The organism is Sphingomonas sp., from assembly GCF_017304615.1.
GTDB lineage: Bacteria > Pseudomonadota > Alphaproteobacteria > Sphingomonadales > Sphingomonadaceae > Sphingomonas.
The window spans coordinates 243,277-262,967 of sequence record NZ_JAFKLZ010000004.1 but is presented as its reverse complement, the minus strand read 5'-3'; the positions used below and the strand labels follow the sequence as shown (position 1 = coordinate 262,967).

Sequence of the window (19,691 nt, the reverse complement as noted above, 5' to 3'; positions counted from 1 at the left end):
TTTCTCCCGGGGAGCGAGATTACGGGTTGCCGGGCCCGACCGCGCCGAACACGACGCCGTGCGGGTCGGTCGCGACGATGATGCGATCCCCGCCGGGGACTTCCATTGGTCCCGCCAAAACTGCGCCGCCGGTCTCTACGACCTTCTTCGCGGTGTCGTCGATGTCCGGCGTGCGGAAGTAAAAGCGCCAGCCCGCCGTATCATGCGGCTGGACCGTCATCGTCGCGCCGATGGTCGTGTCGCCGGCCATGACGAAGAAATAGTCGCCGAGGTCGCCCATCGACATCTTGTCGGGATAGGTCCAGCCGAACGTGTCGGCATAGAATGCGTTGGCGCCGACCTGATCGGGCGTATTGAGTTCGTTCCAGTTGCACTTGCCCATGCCGGTCCGGTCGTACGCAGTGCTCGCCTGATCGGTGTTGCCGCGCATGATGTAGAACGGGTTGCCCTGCGGATCGGTGACGAACGCCGCGCGACCGGCGCCGGGAATGTCGAACGGGGGCATCAGCACGCCGCCGCCATTCGCCTTCACCTTGTCGAACGAAGCATCGACGTCCTCGACGCCGATATAGAACAGCCAGGTGGGCTTCGCGCCGTTCGCGGTCATCTCGCCGGTCAGCTGCATCACGCCGCCGACGAATTCGCCGCTCGACGTGCCGATCATCCGATAGTCCATTCCGCCGTCTGGTTTGCCGCCGATCGTCCAGCCGATGACGTGGTCGTAGAAAGCCTTCGACGCGTCATGGTCGGGCGTCAGCAGCTCGTACCAGATAGGCGTGCCTTCCGGGTTACGCATTGTCATTCTCCTAATCGTGCTCGGTGTCGAGGATCGGCTCGAACCCGCCGAATATCGCGCGCTGCATGTCGAAAGCGGGCTTGATCGCCTGCATCTCCGGGTCCTGCATCACCTTGGCGAAAGCTGCTTCGCGCGTTGCCTTGTCGGGCCATTCGATCCAGCCGAACACGATCTGCTCGCCGGGTCCCGCGGCGACCGCGCGCTTGAAGTCCGTCACCTTGCCATCGGGCACGTCCGCGCCCCAGCCATCGACCGTGCGCAGGGCGCCTTCCCGAAGGAAAAAGGCGTCGAGCTTCGCGGCATTCTCGGCATAACCGGTGCGGTCATCGGGCGCGGGGGCGACGATCGCATCGACATAGCCGAATTTGCCGCCGTCGCCGCTGTCATAGACTATATCGAATCCGGCATAGATCATTCGTTTCATGTCGAACGGCATTGGCCCGTCGGGCTGCATCCGTTCATCGGCCATCATTTTTTGCGCTGCGGCGTCGCACGTCGCCTTGTCGGGCCACCAGACCCAGGAATAGACGATCTTCTCGTCTGGCTCAGCGGCGACGGCGCGGCGCAAGTCGGTGCGCTTGCCGTCGGGAACCGATTCCTCCCAGCATTCGACCATGCCGGTCGCGCCATATTCAGCGAACAGCGGCGCGGCCTTGGTGGCCATCGCGCGATACGCGTCCTTCTGATCCGGCTTCACCGGGATCACGAAACCCTGGAAATAGCTCATGCCGTCTCTCCATGTTTCATCTTCTCCGCCCAGGCCGCGAACCATTCCGGCGGCTCGCCGGTGAACCCGTCCATCTGGGCGGCTAGCGCGCGTTGGAAAGCTGGGCGGTCGATGCCGCGGTGCATGTAAGCGTTCAAATTGTCATAGGCCTCCACGAAGCCCTGATCGATCAGGATCCGCAGCACTGTCACCATGAGCAGATCGCCCGCGGTAAACGCGTCGCCGTCGAGCCATTGACGGTCGCCGAGCCGTGCCGACAAATCCTTCAGCCGGCCGTGGATGCGTTCCTCGACTGCGCCGCGGCGCATCGCGGACCAGGGCTTATCGGCCTCGAACACGGTCACGAAGGACAGGTCCATGATGGCCGGCTCGACCGAATTGAGCGCGGCGAACATCCATTCGATCGCGCGCGCCCGTGCCGCTCGGTCGCTCGGCAGCAGGCCCGTTCCATAGGTCTCCGCGACGTGCTGAACGATCGCCCCCGACTCGAACAGGATTAGATCGCCGTCCTCGAGCGTCGGCACCTGGCCAAATGGCTGCCGCTGGCGGTGAGGCGGTTCCTTCTGTTCGCCCTGGCTGAGGTAGCGGACCTCATAAGGCTGGCCGACCTCCTCGAGCGCCCAGCGCACGCGCAAGTCGCGGACCTGGCCTTGCGCGAAGGGCGGCACCCAGTCGAACGCGGTGATGATCGGTCCGGCCACGATGCTCTCCTGCTTTTTGTATTTCGATGACGATGGGGCGGTCGCCGCTCAGGCGGCGGCGTCGGCATGTGGTCCGGCGGCCATCGCCGCCTCCATGTCCATGAACATGACCTCGAACGTATGGCCGTCCAGATCGTCGAACGCGCGGCCGTACATGAAGCCCATATCCTGGCGATCGCGTGTCTCTCGCCCGCCGGCGGCAATCGCCTGTTCGGTGATCGCGTCGACATCGGCGCGGCTGTCGCGTGACAGGCAGATTAGCGCCGCGCTGACCTTCTTCGTGTCGGCGATCTCCTTCGTGGTGAAGGTGCTGTAGAAGTCATGGCTCAGCAGCATCACATGGATCGTGTCCGACCATACCATCGCGGAGGCGACATCGTTGCTGAACATCGGATTCTTCTCGAATCCGATCGCTTCGTAGAACCCGGTGGCCTTGCCCAGATCGGCGACGGGCAAGTTCACGAAGATCATCTTGGGCATCTCAAACAACTCCTACGCGAATCGGGCTTGCTTTTTTGTGCTCTCCAAAGTTATCAAAAACAACCATGAAGTTACAAAAAGTGACTAAATTTTCGAAGGCGGCGGAAAAGCGTTGGTATGATGATGCCTGTGGCACGGCCCTAGCCTTAGAGTTCGTGGGCGAACGCTGGTCACTGTTGGTGATCCGTGAGCTGATGTACGGCCCGCGACGGTTCGGCGAGATCAAGGCCAACTTACCCGGGATTAGCGCCAACGTGCTGACCCAACGCCTCGAAAGCCTGGAAGAGGCCGGGATACTCGTGCGCCGGAAATTGCCGTCGCCGGCGAATGTCCAGGTCTATGACCTGACCGACTGGGGCCGCGAGGCGGAGGTCGCGATCCGCGAAATGGGACGATGGGCGGCGCGATCACCTAGGCACGATCCGCTGGCGTTCATGTCGACCGCATCGGCGATGACCTCGCTGCGCACGCTCTATGATCCGGCCAAGGCAGCGGCGAACCCGATGACCGTCGCATTCCATTTCCCAAGCGACGCCTTCGTCGCTCGCGTGGGGGAGAGCGGGGTCGAGGTCGTGCGCGGCGATGCGCCCGACGCCGACGTCACGCTGACCGGCGACACGCTGGCGATGCGGCACACCATCTACGGCAAGCGCGGCTTCGACGGCGAGGGCCTGCTGACGGTGTCCGGTGACCGCGCGCTGGCGCAGGCGTTCGTCGACCTGTTCGCCCTGCCGGAGAAGGTCGGCGCCTGACACGTTGCAAGACAGAACGAGTCTCGACTTCGCCTTGCGCCTGCGCGTAGGAGGGCGCGCGAAGGAAGCAGCATGACCGACATCCCCAACATCCAGCCCGACAGCCGTGAGACCACCCTGCTCGACGCGCCCGACCAGATGAAGAAGGTGCGCGACCTGTTCGGGATCGATACGGACATGGAAGTCCCGGCATTCAGCGAGGCGGACGAGCGCGTGCCCGATCTCGACCCGGCCTATGTGTTCGACCCCGACACGACGCTCGCGATCCTGGCGGGGTTCGCGCACAATCGCCGCGTGATGGTGCAGGGCTACCACGGCACCGGCAAGTCGACGCATATCGAACAGGTCGCGGCCCGCCTCAACTGGCCGTGCATCCGCATCAACCTGGACGCGCATATCAGCCGTATCGATCTGATCGGCCGCGACGCGATCGTGCTGCGCGACGGCCAGCAGGTGACCGAGTTCCGCGAAGGCCTGCTGCCCTGGGCGCTGCAGACGCCGACGGCGCTGGTGTTCGACGAATATGACGCCGGCCGCCCCGACGTGATGTTCGTGATCCAGCGCGTGCTGGAGACCGAGGGCAAGCTGACCCTGCTCGACCAGAACCGCGTGATCCGCCCGAACCCCTATTTCCGGCTGTTCGCGACCGCCAATACGGTCGGCCTGGGCGACACGAGCGGGCTGTATCACGGTACGCAGCAGATCAACCAGGGCCAGATGGACCGCTGGAACATCGTGGTCACGCTCAATTACCTGCCCGCGCAGGTCGAGGCCCAGATCGTGCTCGCCAAGTCGGGCGAATACGACAAGCCCGAAGGCAAGGCGATCGTCGACAACATGGTCCGCGTCGCCGATTTGACCCGCAAGGGCTTCATCAACGGCGACATCTCGACCGTGATGAGTCCGCGCACGGTCATCACATGGGCGCAGAATGCGATGATTTTCAACGACGTCGGCTTCGCTTTCCGGCTGTCGTTCCTCAACAAGTGCGACGAGGCCGAGCGTGCACTGGTAGCGGAATATTACCAGCGCGTGTTCGGGAAGGATTTGCCCGAAAGCGTGGTCGCCAAGGCCTGATCCGGGGAGCGTGGCGCAGGAAACTCCCCTCGATCGCTTCAAGGCCGTACTCGGCGGCGCGTCGCGTGCGCTTGCCGACGAGCCGGAGATCGAGCTGGCGTTCACCGCCGACGCGCCGACCCAATCGGGCAAGCATATCAAGGTGCCGATGCCCGCGCGGACCTTGCCGGCCGATCAAGTGGCGGAGGCGCGCGGGTTCGCCGACGGGTTCGCGCTCAGGTTGAAGCACCATAACGCCGCGCTCCACCTCAAATCCGCGCCGCACGATGCAGTGGCGCGCGCAGTGTTCGACGCCGCCGAGGGCGCGCGGGTCGAGGCTTTGGGGTCGCGCGGTTATCAGGGGATCGCCGACAACTTGGCGCATGCGCTCGACCAGAAACTGCGTAGCGACCCGATCACGCGCGCGCGGACGCGGGACGAGGTGCCGCTGTCGACCGCCATCGGCCTGATGGTGCGCGAGCGGCTGACCGGCGAGGAGGCGCCCGCGGCGGCGCAACCCGGCATGGCGCTGGTTCGCGAGTGGATCGAGGAGAAGGCTGGCGCGGATCTCGACGCGCTGCGGCTGGCGCTCGACGACCAGCGTGCGTTCGCCAGCCTCGCGACCAAGTTGCTCGAGGATCTCGAACTGGTCGAGGGCGACCAGATTCCCGAGGATACCGACGAAGGCGGCAGCGACGACGAGGGCACCGACGAGCAGGACCAGGGCGACGAGGGCGAGGATCAGGGCGAGCAGGGCCAGGGCGAGGTCGAGGCGCGCGGCGAGCAGTCCGAGGCCGAGAGCGACGAGGGCGAAGGCGCGGAGAGCGGCGAGGACGATTACGAGGAGTCCGAAGGCGAGGCCGGCGACGAGGGCGAGGAGGGGATGCTCCCCGTCCGCCCCAACCGCCCGTTCAGCGACCTGTCGCCGCAGTTCGATTACAAGGCATGGACGACGGCCTACGATGAGGTGATCGCCGCGACCGACCTGTGCGATGCCGAGGAACTGGTGCGGCTGCGCTCGTATCTCGACCAGCAGCTCGTCCATTTGCAAGGCACCGTGACCAAGCTCGCCAACCGGCTGCAGCGGCGGCTGATGGCGCAGCAGAACCGTAGTTGGGATTTCGACCAGGAGGAGGGGTTGCTCGACGCCGCTCGGCTGGCGCGCGTCGTAGTCTCGCCGGGCTCGTCGCTCAGCTACAAGGTCGAGCGCGAGACCGAGTTCAAGGACACCGTCGTCACCCTGCTGATCGATAATTCGGGCTCGATGCGCGGACGGCCGATTTCGATCGCGGCGATCAGCGCGGACATCCTGGCGCGCACGCTCGAGCGCTGCGGGGTCAAGACCGAGATTCTCGGCTTCACGACGCGCGCGTGGAAGGGCGGGCAGGCGCGCGAGAACTGGCTCGCCGCAGGGCGTCCGCCGCAGCCGGGCCGGCTGAACGATCTCCGGCATATCATCTACAAGCAGGCGGACGAGCCGTGGCGGCGCGCCAAACCCAGCCTCGGGTTGATGATGCGCGAGGGGCTGCTCAAGGAGAATATCGACGGCGAGGCTTTGCTCTGGGCGCATAACCGGCTGATCGGACGGCCCGAGGAGCGCAAGATCCTGATGGTGATTTCGGACGGCGCGCCGGTCGATGATTCCACGTTGTCGGTCAATTCCGGGTCGTATCTCGAACGCCATCTGCGCCAGGTGATCGGCTGGATCGAAAGCCGGTCGCCGGTCGAACTCGTCGCGATCGGGATCGGCCATGACGTGACGCGCTATTATGAGCGCGCCGTCACGATCATGGATGCGGAGCAGCTCGGCGGGACGATCATCGAACAGCTCGCGGCGCTGTTCGACAAGCCTTGAGCGTCGATCCGCCACCGGGCGGGTTTGCCGGTCCGGTCAAGCGATCGATCACAATCGCAGGGCATGAGACCTCGATCACGCTCGAACCCCTGTTCTGGCAGGCGCTGGAAGAAGCGTCACGGTTACGCGGACTGCCGCTCAGCGCGCTGGTTGCGGAGATCGACGCGCTCCGCATCGATGCCAAAAATCCCCCGAACCTCGCCAGCGCCTTGCGGGCTTGGGCGCTCGCGGATGCAAGGCGTGTGGTTTCGCAAGATGAAAATTACTCGCAATAGCGTTGACTCTGCGAACGACTCTCAATAGCGGATCTCCCGACAAGGGAGACAAGAATGACTCGCACCACCGCCGCCCACCGCGTTGCAAAGCCTGCTTTCCTGGCATTGTCCTGCGTCGGTGCCTTCGCGACGCATCCGGCGCTGGCGACCGACGGCCCCGATCCCGTGCGCGCGAAGGAGGGCGACAACGATCAGGACCGCCGCCGCGACGACATCGTCGTCACCGATCAAATGCTCAAGGACCAGCCGACCCCCAAGGATGTCGCGCCGATCGTCAACACGCCCAAGTCGGTGGTGCTCATTCCCAACAAGGTGATCGAGGAAACCGGCTCCAACTCGCTGCAGGATGCGCTGCGCACCGTGCCAGGCATCACCTTCGGCGCGGCGGAGGGCGGCAACCCGATCGGCGACCGCCCCTTCATCCGCGGCTTCGACGGGCAGGGCTCGATCTATGTCGATGGCGTGCGTGATCTGTCGTCGCAGACGCGCGAGACCTTCGCGGTCGATTCGATCCAGATCGTGCGCGGTTCGGACTCGACTCTCGGCGGGCGCGGCTCGGCCGGCGGCACGATCAACATCATCTCGAAACTGCCCAAGGCGGGCACGTTCGGCAGCGTCGCCGGCAGTTTCGGCAACGCCGATTACAAGCGGATCAGCGGCGACCTGAACGTCCAGATCCTGCCCACCGTCGCGTTCCGTATCGAGGGGCTGTGGCATGATCAGGACATTGCCGGCCGTGACGCGATCTACAGCCGCCGCTGGGGCGTCGCGCCATCGGTGACGATCGGGCTGGGCACGTCCACCCGGCTGACCGCGAGCTATTATTATCTCGAAAGCCATGAGCTTCCCGACAGCGGGCTGCCCTATCTCTACACGATCGCCAACGCGCCCGGGACGGGCGACATCTACACCACGCCCGCGATAGGCAACGTGACGCTCGCGAACGGCACAACCGGTTATGTCGATCGCAGCACCTATTACGGACTCAAGAGCCGCGATTTCCGCGACGCGAAGATCCACCAGGCGACACTGCGGTTCGAACACGACCTGACGTCGAACGTCACGATCCGCAACACGGCGCGGTTCACTCACAGCGATCAGGCCTATATCTTCCTGCTGCCGGATGACAGCACCGGCAACGTCTACAATACCGGCCAGGTCTGGCGCCGGTCGAACACCCGCTATGGCTATTCGCAGGGCCTGACCGACCAGATCGACCTTTACGGCACGGTCAAGACCGGCGGCATCGAGCACAGTTTCGCGGTCGGCGCCGAGTTTTCGTGGGAAAAGGCGCGCCGAGGCACGTTCGTCACACGTGGCTATTTCAACGCGTCGGGCACCGAAATCCTGTCGAACGGCTCGACGATCAGCCCGCGCTGCAACACGGCGACGGTGTCGCGCTACTATTGCACCAGCCTGTTCAACCCGAACCCCAACGATCCGTGGGTGAACTACGCCAGCGACACATCGACCACGCTGTCGCCGATCGTGAAGACGCTGCCGATAGAGGAAACGCAGAACGACGCCAATACGATCAGCGTCTACGGCTTCGATTCGATCACGCTCCTGCCGCAGCTGATCCTGAACGTCGGCGCGCGCTACGACCGCTTCAAATCGACCGTCACGCCTGGCCAGGCTTATGCGGCGACGACCACGGTCAAGCTTTCGCGTACCGACGAGCTGTTCAACTGGCAGGCCGGTCTGGTGTTCAAACCGACCAGGGACACCAGCATCTACGCCAGCTACGCAACGGCGGCGACGCCACCCAACACGCTGCTCGGCGAAGGTCGTGAGGACAATGCGCTGCCCACGACGACCACCGCGGCGAACCTAGCGCTGCTCGACGCGCTGAAGGTGCAGAAGACGAAGACCTATGAGGTCGGCGCCAAGGCCAGCCTGTTGCACGACAAGCTCGCGCTCGGCATCGCTGCGTTCGAGACCAAGATCGACAATGCCCGTGTCACAGACGGCAGCAACAATGTCGCCTTCCTCGGCAAGTCGCGCATCCGCGGCGTCGAGTTTACCGCAAACGGCACGATCCTGCCCGGCTGGACGGTGTTTGGCGGCTATACCTTCCTCGACGCCAAGATCATCGACGGCGGATTCAGCGCGCTGACCGCGGCGGCCAATGGCGCGGCGGCGGCGAAGACCGTGCTGGTCCCGTCGGTCAACACCGGCAAACCGATGCCGCAGGTCGCGCGCAATTCGTTCACCCTCTGGACGTCGCTCGACGTGACCCGGCGTTTCACCATCGGCGGCGGCGCGTTCTACACAGATCGCCAGTTCGGCGGTTATGCCGACAACCGGACCGCCACGCAGACGGCCGCGGGCGTGGTGACGGTCAACGCCGCGACCAAGACGCTCTATCGCATGGTTCCGGCTTATTGGCGCTTCGACGCACGCGCGAGCTATCGCCTGACCGACAATGTCGCGGTTAGCGTCAACGCGCAAAACCTGACCGACAAGGCCTATTTCTCGAACGTCTATGCCAGCCATTATGCGTCGATCGCGCCGGGGCGGACGGTGTTCGGAACGCTGGAGTTCAAGTTCTGACGACCATGGCTGAGCCCCTCCTGGCCGACCCCGCCGCGTGCATCCCGAACGATCCCCGGGAGCGCGCGGCGTTCCTTCGTGCGCTCGCCGAGGACGGCGAGGCCGAGGCGCAGGCGCTGTATGGCCAGTTGCTGCTCGACGGGAACGGCGTAACGCCCGACGCTAAGGCGGGCTTCGCGTGGTTCAACCGGGCGGCGGCGCAGGGGCATCTGATGGCGCTCAACATGGTCGGGCGCTGTTATGATCTTGGCTGGGGTGTCGCGGTCGACAAGGCGCGCGCGGCGGAATGTTATCGGATCGCGGCGGAGCAGGGACTCGATTGGGCGATGTACAACTATGCCACTCTGCTCGCACTGGGGCAGGGGATCACCGAGGATAAGGAGGCGGCGCTCGCTTGGTTCCGGAAAGCCGCGCGGATGGGCACGGGGCTCATCGGGGCCAAGGCGGCGAACTTCGTCGGCAGTTTCCACGAGGATGGATGGGTGGTGTCGCGCGACATGACAAAGGCGGCAAAATACTACGCGCGGGCGGCCGAGGGCGGCGATTTCCGCGGCTGCTTCAACCATGCGCGGATGCTGGGCGACAAGGGGCGCACCGAGGAAGCGTTGTCGTGGATCGAGCGCGCCGGCGCGACCGCGACTCTGGCGTTCGTCGAAAAGGCCGCATCGTTTCTGGACACCTCGCCGCTGCCCGCTTTCCGGGCACGCGGTCGGGCGGCGATCGAACGCGGGGCGGCGCAATGCTGATCGCGATTCCCGACCTGCTTGACGCGGCCGGCGTCGCGAAGGCCCGCGCGCTGATCGACGCCGCCGACTGGATCGACGGCAACGCGACGTCGGGGCACCAATCGGCGCTCGCCAAGAAGAACGAACAACTCCCCGAGGATTCCGCCGCCGCGCGCGAGGCGGGGACGATGGTGCTCGATGCGCTGTCGGCCAACCCATTGTTCGTTGCCGCCGCGTTGCCGCTCAAGGTCTACCCGCCGCTGTTCAACCGTTATGCCGGTGGCGACACGTTCGGCGCGCATGTCGACAGCGCGATCCGCATCCGGCGTGGGTCCGATTTCCGCATCCGCAGCGATTTGTCCGCAACGCTCTTTCTTGCCGACCCGGAAAGCTATGACGGCGGCGAACTGGTGATCGAGGATTCGTTCGGCGAACAGCGCGTGAAGCTCCCGGCCGGGCACATGGTGCTCTATCCCGCCTCCAGCGTGCATCGCGTCGAGCCGGTAACGCGCGGCGCCCGCGTCGCTTCCTTCTTCTGGACCCAGTCGATGGTCCGCGACGATGGCGCGCGGCGAATCCTGTTCGAACTCGACCAGGCGGTGCAGGACGTGGCAGGGCGGCTGGGGCAGGACGATCCGGCGGCGGTGCGGCTGACCGGCACGTATCACAATCTGTTGCGGCGCTGGGCCGAGGCCTAAAGCATTACCTCCAATGCCGGCGACAGCGCCTCCGCGCCGTCCGCCGTCACGATCCGTGACGCAATCCCCTCGCGTGCGGATATGTCCATGCCGCGCTGCAATCCTAAGACCGTGAGCGCCGTCGCCCAGCCATCGGCGGCCATGCAATCGCCCGCGATCACGCTGACCGACACTATCCCGTTTTCTACGGGACGGCCGGTGCGCGGATCGATCGTGTGGCCCAGCCGCCTCTCGCCGTCGCGGAAGAAACGGCGATAGTCGCCCGATGTCGCGATCGCGACGCCATGTGCCGCGATGCGGAACGGCGCCAAGTCGATGCCGGGCGGGTCTTCCAGTTCGACCCACCAGGGCTGCGCGTCGGGCCGGATGCCCCGCCCGACGAATTCGCCGCCGATTTCGATGAGAAAATCTTCCGTTCCAAGTGCCTCAAGTGCATCGGCGACGCGGTCGACAACGTAGCCTTTGCCAATCCCCGAGAAATCAAGCGCGACGTCGGCTGTGCGGCGCGCACGATTGCCGTCTCGCTGGATCGCCCCGCTGCCCGACTTCGCCAGCGCTGCCGCGATCGCCGTATCGTCGGGAACGGTATCGCGTGGTCCTGTGGGACCGAATCCCCAAAGGTCCGTGAGCTCTCCCATCGCGATGTCGAGCGATCCGTCGCTCGCGCGTCCGATCGCCAGCCCGGCATCGATCACCGCCGCGAGATCGGCATCGATCGCTTGCCATTCGCCGATCGGCGCACGGTTGAACCGCGACAAAGCCGACCGCGGTTCCCATTGCGACAACGCTATCGCCTGCGCGGCAAGCGTCGCCTCGATCGCCGCTTCGCACCCCACAGGGGGAGCGGCGATCAGTGCGGACCAGCTTGTCCCCAACGCCACGCCCGACAGCCGCATGACGCGCGCGCCAGCGTCGCGCCGGTAGAACGCGCCCGGCGTGATCTCGGGAATGGCGACGCGCGGCTCGCTCAGCGGCCCAGCACTTCGAGCGTGGTGACGTATCCCATGCGCTTGTCGGCATTGGGCACGGCCGTGCTCTTGCCGGTCGCGGTGACGTTGAGCCAGTATTTGCCGGGACGCGGCCACTTTACCTTGATCTGGCCCTTGGCGTCGGTCGTCAACGTCATCTCGCCGACCGCATCACGATAGCGCGCGCCGTCGGGGACGATCGTCACCGCCAGACCCGCCGCGGGCTTGCCGTCGAGCGTGAAGCCGAGCGTCGCAGGCTCGCCCAGCACCAGATCGTCGGGATGCGTTACCGGCGTGAACTCCAGTCCCTGCCCGGTCGGCTTGAGCACCGCGTCAGTCGGCGCGCCGAGTGTCACGAACACTTCGTTGCGGTTGGCGACTTCGGCGAGCTTCACGTCGGTGGCGTTGGCCGGGATCAGGCTCGCGACTTTGTCCGGCGTAGTCCCGCGCGGCAACCGCGCCTCGACGCCGTCGACCTTCCAACTGCCCATCACGCCGCCGTTGGTAATGGCGAGCTTCCACGTGCCCTGCTGAGTCAGATGGAGGTCGAAGGTCGCGCGGAACTTGCCGACGGTAAAATTCTCGACCTTGGCGGACGAGCCGTCCGGCGCGGTGACCACAGGTTCGATGCGGAGCGGCTGGTGATCGGGATAGAAGGGATCGGTCGACGCGGCGGCGTCGAACGTCACCCAGCCGTCATCGCCCGATACGACGGTGGTCGATGGCAGCAACCACATCTTGTGCGCGGACAGGCTGGCGGGAATCGCGACAAGGGCAATGGCAGCGGTGGCAGTCAGGAATCGCTTCATGGCTCTGGCTCCTCAGCGGAAGGTGACGGAGATGGCGCCGAGCTCAGACTTGCCGGCGGCGGTGAAGCGCTGGCCCGGCTTGGCTGGCCACGAGAAGGGCACGCGCACCGCTTCGCGGCCGCCATCCTCGCGCGCGGTCTCGATAACCAAGTTGTAAGCGCCGGGTTTCAGCCCCGCGAACTTGGCGGCGGGGAACGATATCTTCTGCACCCCCGGTGGGCGGGTCGCCCCCGACACGCCGTTGGCGGGCAGGCTCAGCGATCGGCCCGACGCGCGCCACCAGCCCCGAACTTCAGCGAGCCACTTCTTCCCGCCCGCTTCCTTGTTGTCGTAGTCGTACCAGATCGACAGCGTCCGTGCCGGCTGACCCGCGCCGTCCATCCACATGGCGACATAGGGCGCATGATATTCGGCGGTCGACATGCGCGGAATCGTGACCTGGACGTCCATCGTCTGCGCGGCGGCGGGCACGGCGATCAGCGCGGTAGCCGGGAGGCCGGTCATGATCAGGCGATAGCGATACATCGGGATACTCCTCAGACGTGAATGAAGATCGCGGCGAGCGCGAAGGGTATAGCCATACCGAGTGCGACGAGCGGCCAGGTCAGCCTGCGGCGCCGCGAATGTAGCCACAGCAGGACCAGCCCGGTCAGCGCGAAGACAAGACAGGCAAAGGCGAAAACGTCGATGAAAGCGGACCACACCGCGCCGGTATGGCGGCCCTTGTGCAAGTCGTTGAGATAGGCGAGCCAGCCGCGATCGGTCGTCTCGCTCGTCACCGCGCCATTGTGCCGGTCGATCGCGATCCAGCCGTCGCCGCCTGGGCGGGGCAGGGCGAGATACACTTCGTCCGCCGACCATTCCGCCTCGCCCTCGGCGCGGGTCGGAAAATTGGCGCGCACCCAGTCCGCCACCGGCGCGGGCAGGGGCTTCTTGCTGTCGGGTTGGTCGTCAGCCGCGACCGACTTGAGCAGAGGCACGGGCAATGTCGCCGCCTTCTGCACCGTCTTCGGGCTGCCTTCGATGTCGCCGGCATGGTTGAGCGTGAAGCCGGTGATCGCGAACAGCAGCAGCCCGATCAGGCTGACCGCCGAGCTGATCCAGTGCCAGGTGTGGAGCTGCTTCAGCCAGAACGCCTTGCGGCCGGGCCGCGCACGGGCGGGAGCGGAGGTCATCGAGTCAGCGCGAATCCGGAGATTGGGAACGAGGCCGTTCGATAACGCGAACGATTCGCAAAAGCAATTGGGGCGGCCGCGCTAAATTATTGCAATCTGTCGCGAGCCTGCCCCTTTTTACCTCCCCAACAGCACCCGCGCCTGTCCCGCGATCTGCGCGAGCATCGCGGCGTTGGGGGCGGCTGCCGTACGGGCGCGATCGACCACGCCCTTGAACTGCGCCACGCGCCCGGCGTTCGCCGCCAGCCACGCGTCGACTGCGCCCTCGGGGTCCTTGCCCGCACTGCGCGCCAAGAACTCGAGCCGCAACTGCTGGAAATCGCGCGCCAGGCCGGCGATCAGCAAACGCTCCCACGGGTCGCTCGAAACGATCCGTGCCGCGTTGGCTTGCGCCCAGTCGAGACCGAGCGCCTGTCCCAGATGCGTGAACGCGCGAGTCAGCACGGTCTCGTCGATGCCGAGCGTTGCGCCGAGATCGGCGAGCCCGACCGCCCCGTCGAGTTCGAACAGCCGCACTACCTTCTTGGCGAGTGCCGCCGGGGCGCCCGTCGCCTGTAGATTGGCGGTGATCCGCGCGCTTTGGGTCGACGCCTCCTCGAGCAGCAATTGCTTGGTCTGACGGTCGAGCGCGCCCACACCCTTGCCGAGTCGCGCCAACGCTGCGCCGGGGCTCGTGCCCGGCTTGGTCACGCGCAGCAGATCGGCGATCTGGCTGCGGACGGCGACCGCGACCTCGTCGAACAGCGCCAGGCGGCCCGCTTCGGGCATCGGGGTCGTCTCGATCTCCGCCCACAGCTTGTCGAGGCCGAATAGCCGTTCGACCACGACGAACATCGCCGCGATGTCACCCATCGCCGCGCCTTCCTCTTCCGCCAGCTCGAAGGGGTGGAGCACGCCGAGGCGGTTGATGATGCGGTTGGCGAGCTTGGTCGCGACGATCTCGCTACGCAGCCGGTGTTCGTCGATCGCGGTCGCGAACTTCTTTCGCATCGCGGGCGGGAAGGCGGCGTGGAGGTCGGCGCGGAGCTCGGGGTCCTGGCCGAGCTCGGTATGCTCGATCGCGTCCTGCAGCGCGAGCTTGGCGGTCGCGAGCAGCACGGCGAGCTCGGGCCTGGTCAGGCCGTGCCCCTCGGCCTCGCGCCGCAGCAGCGTACCGTTGTCGCCCAGCCCCTCGACCGCGCGGTCGAGGCGGCCGGCGGCCTCGAAAATCTCGATCAGCCGGACATAGCTCGGCAGCGCCTGCGCGCCGTCCTGTTCCATGATCGACAGGCCGAGCGTCTGGAGGCGATTGTCCTCGAGAACGAGGTGAGCGACGTCGTCGGTCATCGACGCGAGCAAGGTGTTGCGCGCGTCGAACTTGATGCGCCCCTCGATCATCTCGCGGTTGAGCGCGATCTTGATGTTGACCTCATTGTCCGAACAATCGACGCCGGCCGAATTGTCGATGAAGTCGGTGTTGATGCGCCCGCCCGCGCTCGCAAAGGCGATGCGCCCGGCCTGCGTCACGCCGAGGTTCGCGCCCTCACCGATCGCGGTCGCGCGGAGATCCTCCGCGTCGACGCGAAGGCGGTCGTTGGCCGGATCGCCGACCTGGATGTTGTTCTCGCTTGCCGCCTTCACATAGGTGCCGATGCCACCGAACCAGATCAGATCGACCGGGCTCTTGAGGATGGCGGAGATCAACGCCGTCGGTTCGAGCTCGTCGGCGGCGATGCCGAGCGCGGCCTTCACTTCCTTCGTCAGCGGCACCGTCTTGGCGGTGCGGGGGAACACCCCGCCGCCCTTCGAGATCAGCGAAGGATTGTAGTCGGCCCAGCTCGACCGCGGCAGCGCGAACATCCGCGCGCGTTCCGCCCAGCTTGCCGCGGGATCGGGATCGGGGTCGAGGAAGATATGGCGATGATCGAACGCGGCGACGATCTTGAGCGTCTGCGACAACAGCATGCCGTTGCCGAACACGTCGCCCGACATGTCGCCGCACCCGACGACGCGGATCGTGTCGGTCTGCACGTCGATCCCGCGTTCGGCGAAATGACGCTGGACCGATACCCACGCGCCCTTTGCGGTGATGCCCATCGCCTTGTGATCGTAACCCTGCGACCCGCCGGAGGCGAACGCGTCGCCCAGCCAGAAGCCGCGCGACACCGCGATTTCGTTCGCGACATCGCTGAACGTCGCCGTGCCCTTGTCGGCGGCGACGACGAAATAGGGGTCTTCGCCGTCATGGATCGCGACCCCCGCCGGGTGTACGACCTTGCCCTCGACAATATTGTCGGTGACCGACAGCAGGGTGCGGATGAAGATGCGGTAGCTTTCGGTCCCCTCGGCCAGCCATGCGTCGCGGTCGGTGGCGGGGTTGGGAAGCTGCTTGGGATAGAAACCGCCCTTCGCGCCGGTGGGCACGATGACGGCATTCTTGACGCGCTGTGCCTTCATCAGGCCGAGGATTTCGGTGCGGAAGTCGTCGCGCCGGTCGGACCAGCGAAGCCCGCCGCGCGCCACGGGGCCAGCGCGCAGGTGGATGCCCTCGACACGTGGCGAATAGACCCAGATCTCGCGCCAGGGCAGCGGCGCGGGGAGGCCAGGCACCTTGTGGCTGTCGAGCTTGAACGCCAGCGCTTCGTCGGCGGCCGGAGTGAAGGCGTTGGTCCGCAACGTCGCCGCCACGACGCCCTTGATGGAGCGCAGGATGCGGTCGTCGTCGATCGCCGACACTTGGTCGAGGCCCTTGGCGATCGCCTTGTCGGCCAGCGCCACGCCCTCTTCGCGCGCACCGTCGGGCGCGTGCGCGGCAAGGAAGCGATCGATCAGCGCCAGCGCCACGTCGGGCGCGCGGCGCAGCGCATCGACCACCGTGGTCAGGCCATAGGTCAGGCCGCCCTGGCGCAAATACCGGAACCAAGCGCGGAAAAGTACCGCCGACTTGGGCGCCATGTTGAGATCGACGATCAGGCGATTGAACGCGTCATTCTCCGCCGTGCCTTCCAGCACTTGCGCGATGGCGGTTTCCAGCACGGTGGTGTCGCCGTCGAACACGCTGGCGCTGCCGCCGGTCGCTTCGATCAGGAATTCGTGGATGAAACCTTGATTGTCGTCCGTCAGCGCGGTCGGTACTTCCTCGATCACGCGGAAGCCGAAATTCTCCAGTACTGGCACCGCGTCCGACAGCGCGATCGCTCCACCCAGGCGATACAGGTTGAGCCGCGCCTGCCCATTGTCGTCGCGATACAGCCGAACCGCGCGTTCGTCCGGATTTTCGAGCGTGGCGAGGCTCAGGATGTCGCGCGCCGCCTCATCAGGGGTGTTAACCGTGCGATAGCTTTGCGGGAAGCAATTCGCCCAGCGCAATGCGAGCCGCGTCGAACGTGCCGGGTCGGCGTCGCTCAGCGCCGCCTCGACCCCCGGCGCCCAGCCGCGCATCATCCGTGCGAGGCGCACGTCGAGCGCCGCTTCGTCGGGCATCTCGCCGCCATCGCGCAGGTCGATCGTGTAGCGGATCAGCGCTATCACGTCGTCCATCGCCACCGCCCAGTTGAGCAGCGGGCCGCTCGCCGCTCCGCTCAGCATCTCACCGATCGCGATGCGTCGCGCCGTGGTCAGTTCGTCGCGGGGCAGCCAAACGAAAGCGAACAGGTGTCGGCCCAGGATCGATTTCGCGAGCACCAGCTTGGGTCGCGGTCGATCGGCGAGGCTCATCGCGGTCAGCGCGACGTCTTCGAGCGCTTGCGGTGTGAATGCGATCAGCAAGTCGTGAGGCAGAGTGGTCAGCGCGTGTTCCAGCGCCTTGCCCGCGTGGCCCTTCGGATCGAAGCCGAATTTCTTCTGCAGGTCTGAAAGGCGCATGCGGAGCAGCGGAATATCGTCCGGCGGGCTGTTAAGCGCCGACGAGGTCCACAGACCGGCATGGATAGACAGGCCCGCGATCTTGCCGCCATCGCGGATCGGCACCACGACCAAGTCGAGCGGGATGTGCCGATGCACGCCCGAGATCAGATTCGACTTGAGCAGCAGCGGACCCTCATTGCCCGCTTCGAACCATTTAACTGCCAACGCACGCGATGCTTCGGCCAGGATCGGCACGTCATGCTTGTTGCGGCAAATGCCGAGCGGCGATTTTGCGCCGGCATCGCGGCCATATTTCGCGTGGCCGAGCAGGGTGAAATGGCGATCGAGGAACCAGTCGAGCAGCGCCGCGCCTTCGCCGGTCAGCGTCCTGGCATCTTTCGCCATCGCATCCTGCAGTGCGACCCAGTCCGTCACCGCGGCGCGGACGTCCTTCAGGTTGGTTTCGAGCGTGGTGAGAAGGCTCCGGCGCTCGCGGGCGTCGGCGCGCTCCATCTCGATATAGATCATCGACTCGGGCGAACCCTCGCCGACGCCCATCAGCCCGCCATGCGGATCGCGGCTGACCGGGATGACGGGATGGATGATTCGGTCGACCGCGATGTCATGGCTCGCGATCGTCGCCGCGATCGAATCGACCAGGAAGGGCATGTCGTCGTTGACGATCGCGACGCGCATCCGGCGGTTGGGATCGTTGGCCGCGATCGGCTCGATCACCATCGTCGGCTCGCCGGGCGGCCGGTTATAGGCGGCAGTTGCGACGAAGGCGGCGGCCTCCGCACGTTCGGCTTTGCCGAAGCCCTGCAACTCGCCCGGAAGCGCACCCTTCACCAGTCGATCCGCGAGCGCGTCCGACAGCGATTTCAACGTGGTTTTTGGCATCAGCGCCCTATGCGCTGACTGCGCGCAAGGCTCAAGGATAGTTTCAGATGTTACTTGGCGGCTTTAAGGGTGCGCGCCGCAAGGCCCCGGTCATTGGCCACCGACGCGACGATATCGACCATCCCGTCGCCGGTTGCGCGGCCGAGCAGGACGACGAGGTCGCCCGCCTCCAGCCCCGTCGCGAATTCGACGCTTGCCAGCACCAGCCGTTCGGCGATGTCGGCCAGCGGGTCACGCGCCTCGGCCTTGGCCGGGTTGCGCGCGGCGCGTTCGGCGGCGACGACGGCCTTGATGCCGCCCTCGACGGTTTCGAGCACGTTGGTCAGCTCGCCCGCAGGAATGGCGTGGCGGCGCGCATGGCTGAGCACGGCGGCGAATTCGGTCAGGCGCGCTTTGTCGTAACCGGCGCCAAACACCAGCTTGGCGACCGCCGTCATCGGCGCGCGGTCCTGCACCGTGACGCCGGCATCTTCGAGCAATTCGCGATAGGTCTCGCCATCCTCATCGGCGGCGAGCCCGAAATCATGGGCGCGGCCGAGTGCGCGGTAGAGCGCGGCGCGGCTGCGCGTGTCGGCGCTGGTGGCTGCGGCCGCGCTTTCGCGCGCCAGATGCAGCTTGCCGGGCAGATCGTCGGCTTCTTCTTCCGAGCCTTCGGCCTCGACTTCGACAGCGACGTCCGCCGCCGGGCCGTCAGCCCAGACGGGCGCCGTCGCGTGCCGGGCGGGCGCAGTGCGCAGCGCGGCATCGACTTCGGCATCCAGGCTGGCCTGGGTCTCGGCGTCGACCATTTCCTTCCAGTTGATCACGCCGTAGATGAAATCGATCGTGTCGTCGTTCGACGAGAACGGCATCAGGATGCCGCGATACATCGTGTTGTGTCCGCGCAAGCCCATGAACTCGGCCTCGAAGCCGATCGGTGCGCGGTTGGCGATGATCTGCAGATAATGGTCGGTGAGGCGCGACAGCAGCGAGCGGCTCGGCACCTGAGAAATATGCGTGATCGACTTGTCGTGGCCCGTCTCTTCACGCAGCGCCGCGCCGAGATAAGCAATCTTGGGATCCTCGATCCCGCGCGAGAAATCGAGCAGCACCGAATGCGGGCCGAAATCGGCGATATTGGCGGGGTCGAGATCCTCGATCGATGGATAGGCGCGGCCGCGCAGCAGCGAAACCCAATGGTTATAGGCGCGCACATGCATGCGGCGCTCGTCGGTGCCGATCACCGCTGGCGTGGGTTCGTCGACCCCCGAGTCGTGTGCGCCGCCGGTCAACTGGTCGGCGTCGTCCCGGTCTTCGTCAAAGCCACGCTGCGTATCCATGCACCAATCCTCACGGGGCATCACTCGCCCAGTCACGGCGATCCTTCTGCACCCAACGTGGTAAAGGTTGCGTAAAC

At 65.8% G+C, this 19,691-nt stretch carries 17 protein-coding genes; 7 read left to right on the top strand and 10 right to left on the bottom strand.

Annotated elements, in window-relative coordinates:
• Positions 1–19: 19 nt before the first annotated feature.
• From J0J06_RS16130 to J0J06_RS16110, 4 genes are read right to left on the bottom strand one after another with little or no spacing between them, the layout of a single operon-like run.
• On the bottom strand, positions 20–796 hold the full coding sequence (locus J0J06_RS16130) for a VOC family protein (RefSeq protein WP_294043721.1): 777 nt from the start codon (positions 794–796) through the stop codon (positions 20–22).
• Between the two features lie 10 nt (positions 797–806).
• The gene (locus tag J0J06_RS16885) at positions 807–1,523 is read right to left on the bottom strand and encodes a DUF1428 domain-containing protein (protein ID WP_366931238.1); all 717 of its coding nucleotides are present in this window, start codon (positions 1,521–1,523) and stop codon (positions 807–809) included.
• Positions 1,520–2,224, bottom strand: coding sequence for a glutathione S-transferase family protein (locus J0J06_RS16115; protein ID WP_294043720.1), 705 nt, complete (start codon positions 2,222–2,224; stop codon positions 1,520–1,522). Before J0J06_RS16115 ends, J0J06_RS16885 begins: the two co-directional genes overlap by 4 nt.
• Before the next feature lie 48 nt (positions 2,225–2,272).
• On the bottom strand, positions 2,273–2,704 hold the full coding sequence (locus tag J0J06_RS16110; RefSeq protein ID WP_294043719.1) for a VOC family protein: 432 nt from the start codon (positions 2,702–2,704) through the stop codon (positions 2,273–2,275).
• A gap of 155 nt (positions 2,705–2,859) precedes the next feature.
• On the opposite strand from J0J06_RS16110, the gene J0J06_RS16105 reads away from it, so the two are divergent.
• From J0J06_RS16105 to J0J06_RS16075, 7 genes are all read left to right on the top strand, one after another.
• On the top strand, positions 2,860–3,456 hold the full coding sequence (locus J0J06_RS16105; protein WP_294043718.1) for a winged helix-turn-helix transcriptional regulator: 597 nt from the start codon (positions 2,860–2,862) through the stop codon (positions 3,454–3,456).
• Between the two features lie 72 nt (positions 3,457–3,528).
• Positions 3,529–4,533, top strand: a complete 1,005-nt coding sequence (cobS, locus tag J0J06_RS16100; protein ID WP_294043717.1) for a cobaltochelatase subunit CobS — start codon at positions 3,529–3,531, stop codon at positions 4,531–4,533.
• A gap of 10 nt (positions 4,534–4,543) precedes the next feature.
• Positions 4,544–6,367 carry a cobaltochelatase subunit CobT gene (gene cobT, locus J0J06_RS16095; RefSeq protein ID WP_294043716.1) on the top strand — a complete coding sequence of 608 codons (1,824 nt, stop codon included), beginning with the start codon at positions 4,544–4,546 and terminating at the stop codon, positions 6,365–6,367.
• Positions 6,364–6,642: a ribbon-helix-helix domain-containing protein gene (locus J0J06_RS16090; protein ID WP_294043715.1), complete on the top strand. Its 279-nt coding sequence runs from the start codon at positions 6,364–6,366 to the stop codon at positions 6,640–6,642. The genes cobT and J0J06_RS16090 overlap by 4 nt, the downstream gene beginning before the upstream one ends.
• Positions 6,643–6,696: 54 nt before the next feature.
• A complete protein-coding gene (locus J0J06_RS16085) occupies positions 6,697–9,195 on the top strand; it encodes a TonB-dependent siderophore receptor (RefSeq protein WP_294043714.1) in 2,499 nt (832 codons plus the stop codon).
• A gap of 5 nt (positions 9,196–9,200) precedes the next feature.
• A complete protein-coding gene (locus J0J06_RS16080) occupies positions 9,201–9,941 on the top strand; it encodes a tetratricopeptide repeat protein (RefSeq protein WP_294043713.1) in 741 nt (246 codons plus the stop codon).
• Positions 9,935–10,618: a Fe2+-dependent dioxygenase gene (locus J0J06_RS16075; protein ID WP_294043712.1), complete on the top strand. Its 684-nt coding sequence runs from the start codon at positions 9,935–9,937 to the stop codon at positions 10,616–10,618. The genes J0J06_RS16080 and J0J06_RS16075 overlap by 7 nt, the downstream gene beginning before the upstream one ends.
• On the opposite strand, the gene J0J06_RS16070 is transcribed toward J0J06_RS16075, so the two are convergent.
• From J0J06_RS16070 to J0J06_RS16045, 6 genes are all read right to left on the bottom strand, one after another.
• A complete protein-coding gene (locus J0J06_RS16070) occupies positions 10,615–11,514 on the bottom strand; it encodes an FAD:protein FMN transferase (RefSeq protein ID WP_294043711.1) in 900 nt (299 codons plus the stop codon). The genes J0J06_RS16075 and J0J06_RS16070 overlap by 4 nt on opposite strands.
• Positions 11,515–11,585: 71 nt before the next feature.
• Positions 11,586–12,395: a DUF4198 domain-containing protein gene (locus tag J0J06_RS16065; RefSeq protein ID WP_294043710.1), complete on the bottom strand. Its 810-nt coding sequence runs from the start codon at positions 12,393–12,395 to the stop codon at positions 11,586–11,588.
• 12 nt (positions 12,396–12,407) lie between these two features.
• Positions 12,408–12,920, bottom strand: coding sequence for a DUF2271 domain-containing protein (locus J0J06_RS16060; protein ID WP_294043709.1), 513 nt, complete (start codon positions 12,918–12,920; stop codon positions 12,408–12,410).
• Between the two features lie 11 nt (positions 12,921–12,931).
• Positions 12,932–13,570 (bottom strand): PepSY-associated TM helix domain-containing protein, encoded by a 639-nt coding sequence (locus J0J06_RS16055; RefSeq protein WP_366931237.1) that lies wholly within the window; start codon positions 13,568–13,570, stop codon positions 12,932–12,934.
• Positions 13,571–13,687: 117 nt separating this feature from the next.
• Positions 13,688–18,295, bottom strand: coding sequence for an NAD-glutamate dehydrogenase domain-containing protein (locus J0J06_RS16050; protein WP_294043708.1), 4,608 nt, complete (start codon positions 18,293–18,295; stop codon positions 13,688–13,690).
• A gap of 50 nt (positions 18,296–18,345) precedes the next feature.
• A complete protein-coding gene (locus J0J06_RS16045; RefSeq protein ID WP_294043707.1) occupies positions 18,346–19,614 on the bottom strand; it encodes a hypothetical protein in 1,269 nt (422 codons plus the stop codon).
• Positions 19,615–19,691 lie beyond the last annotated feature (77 nt).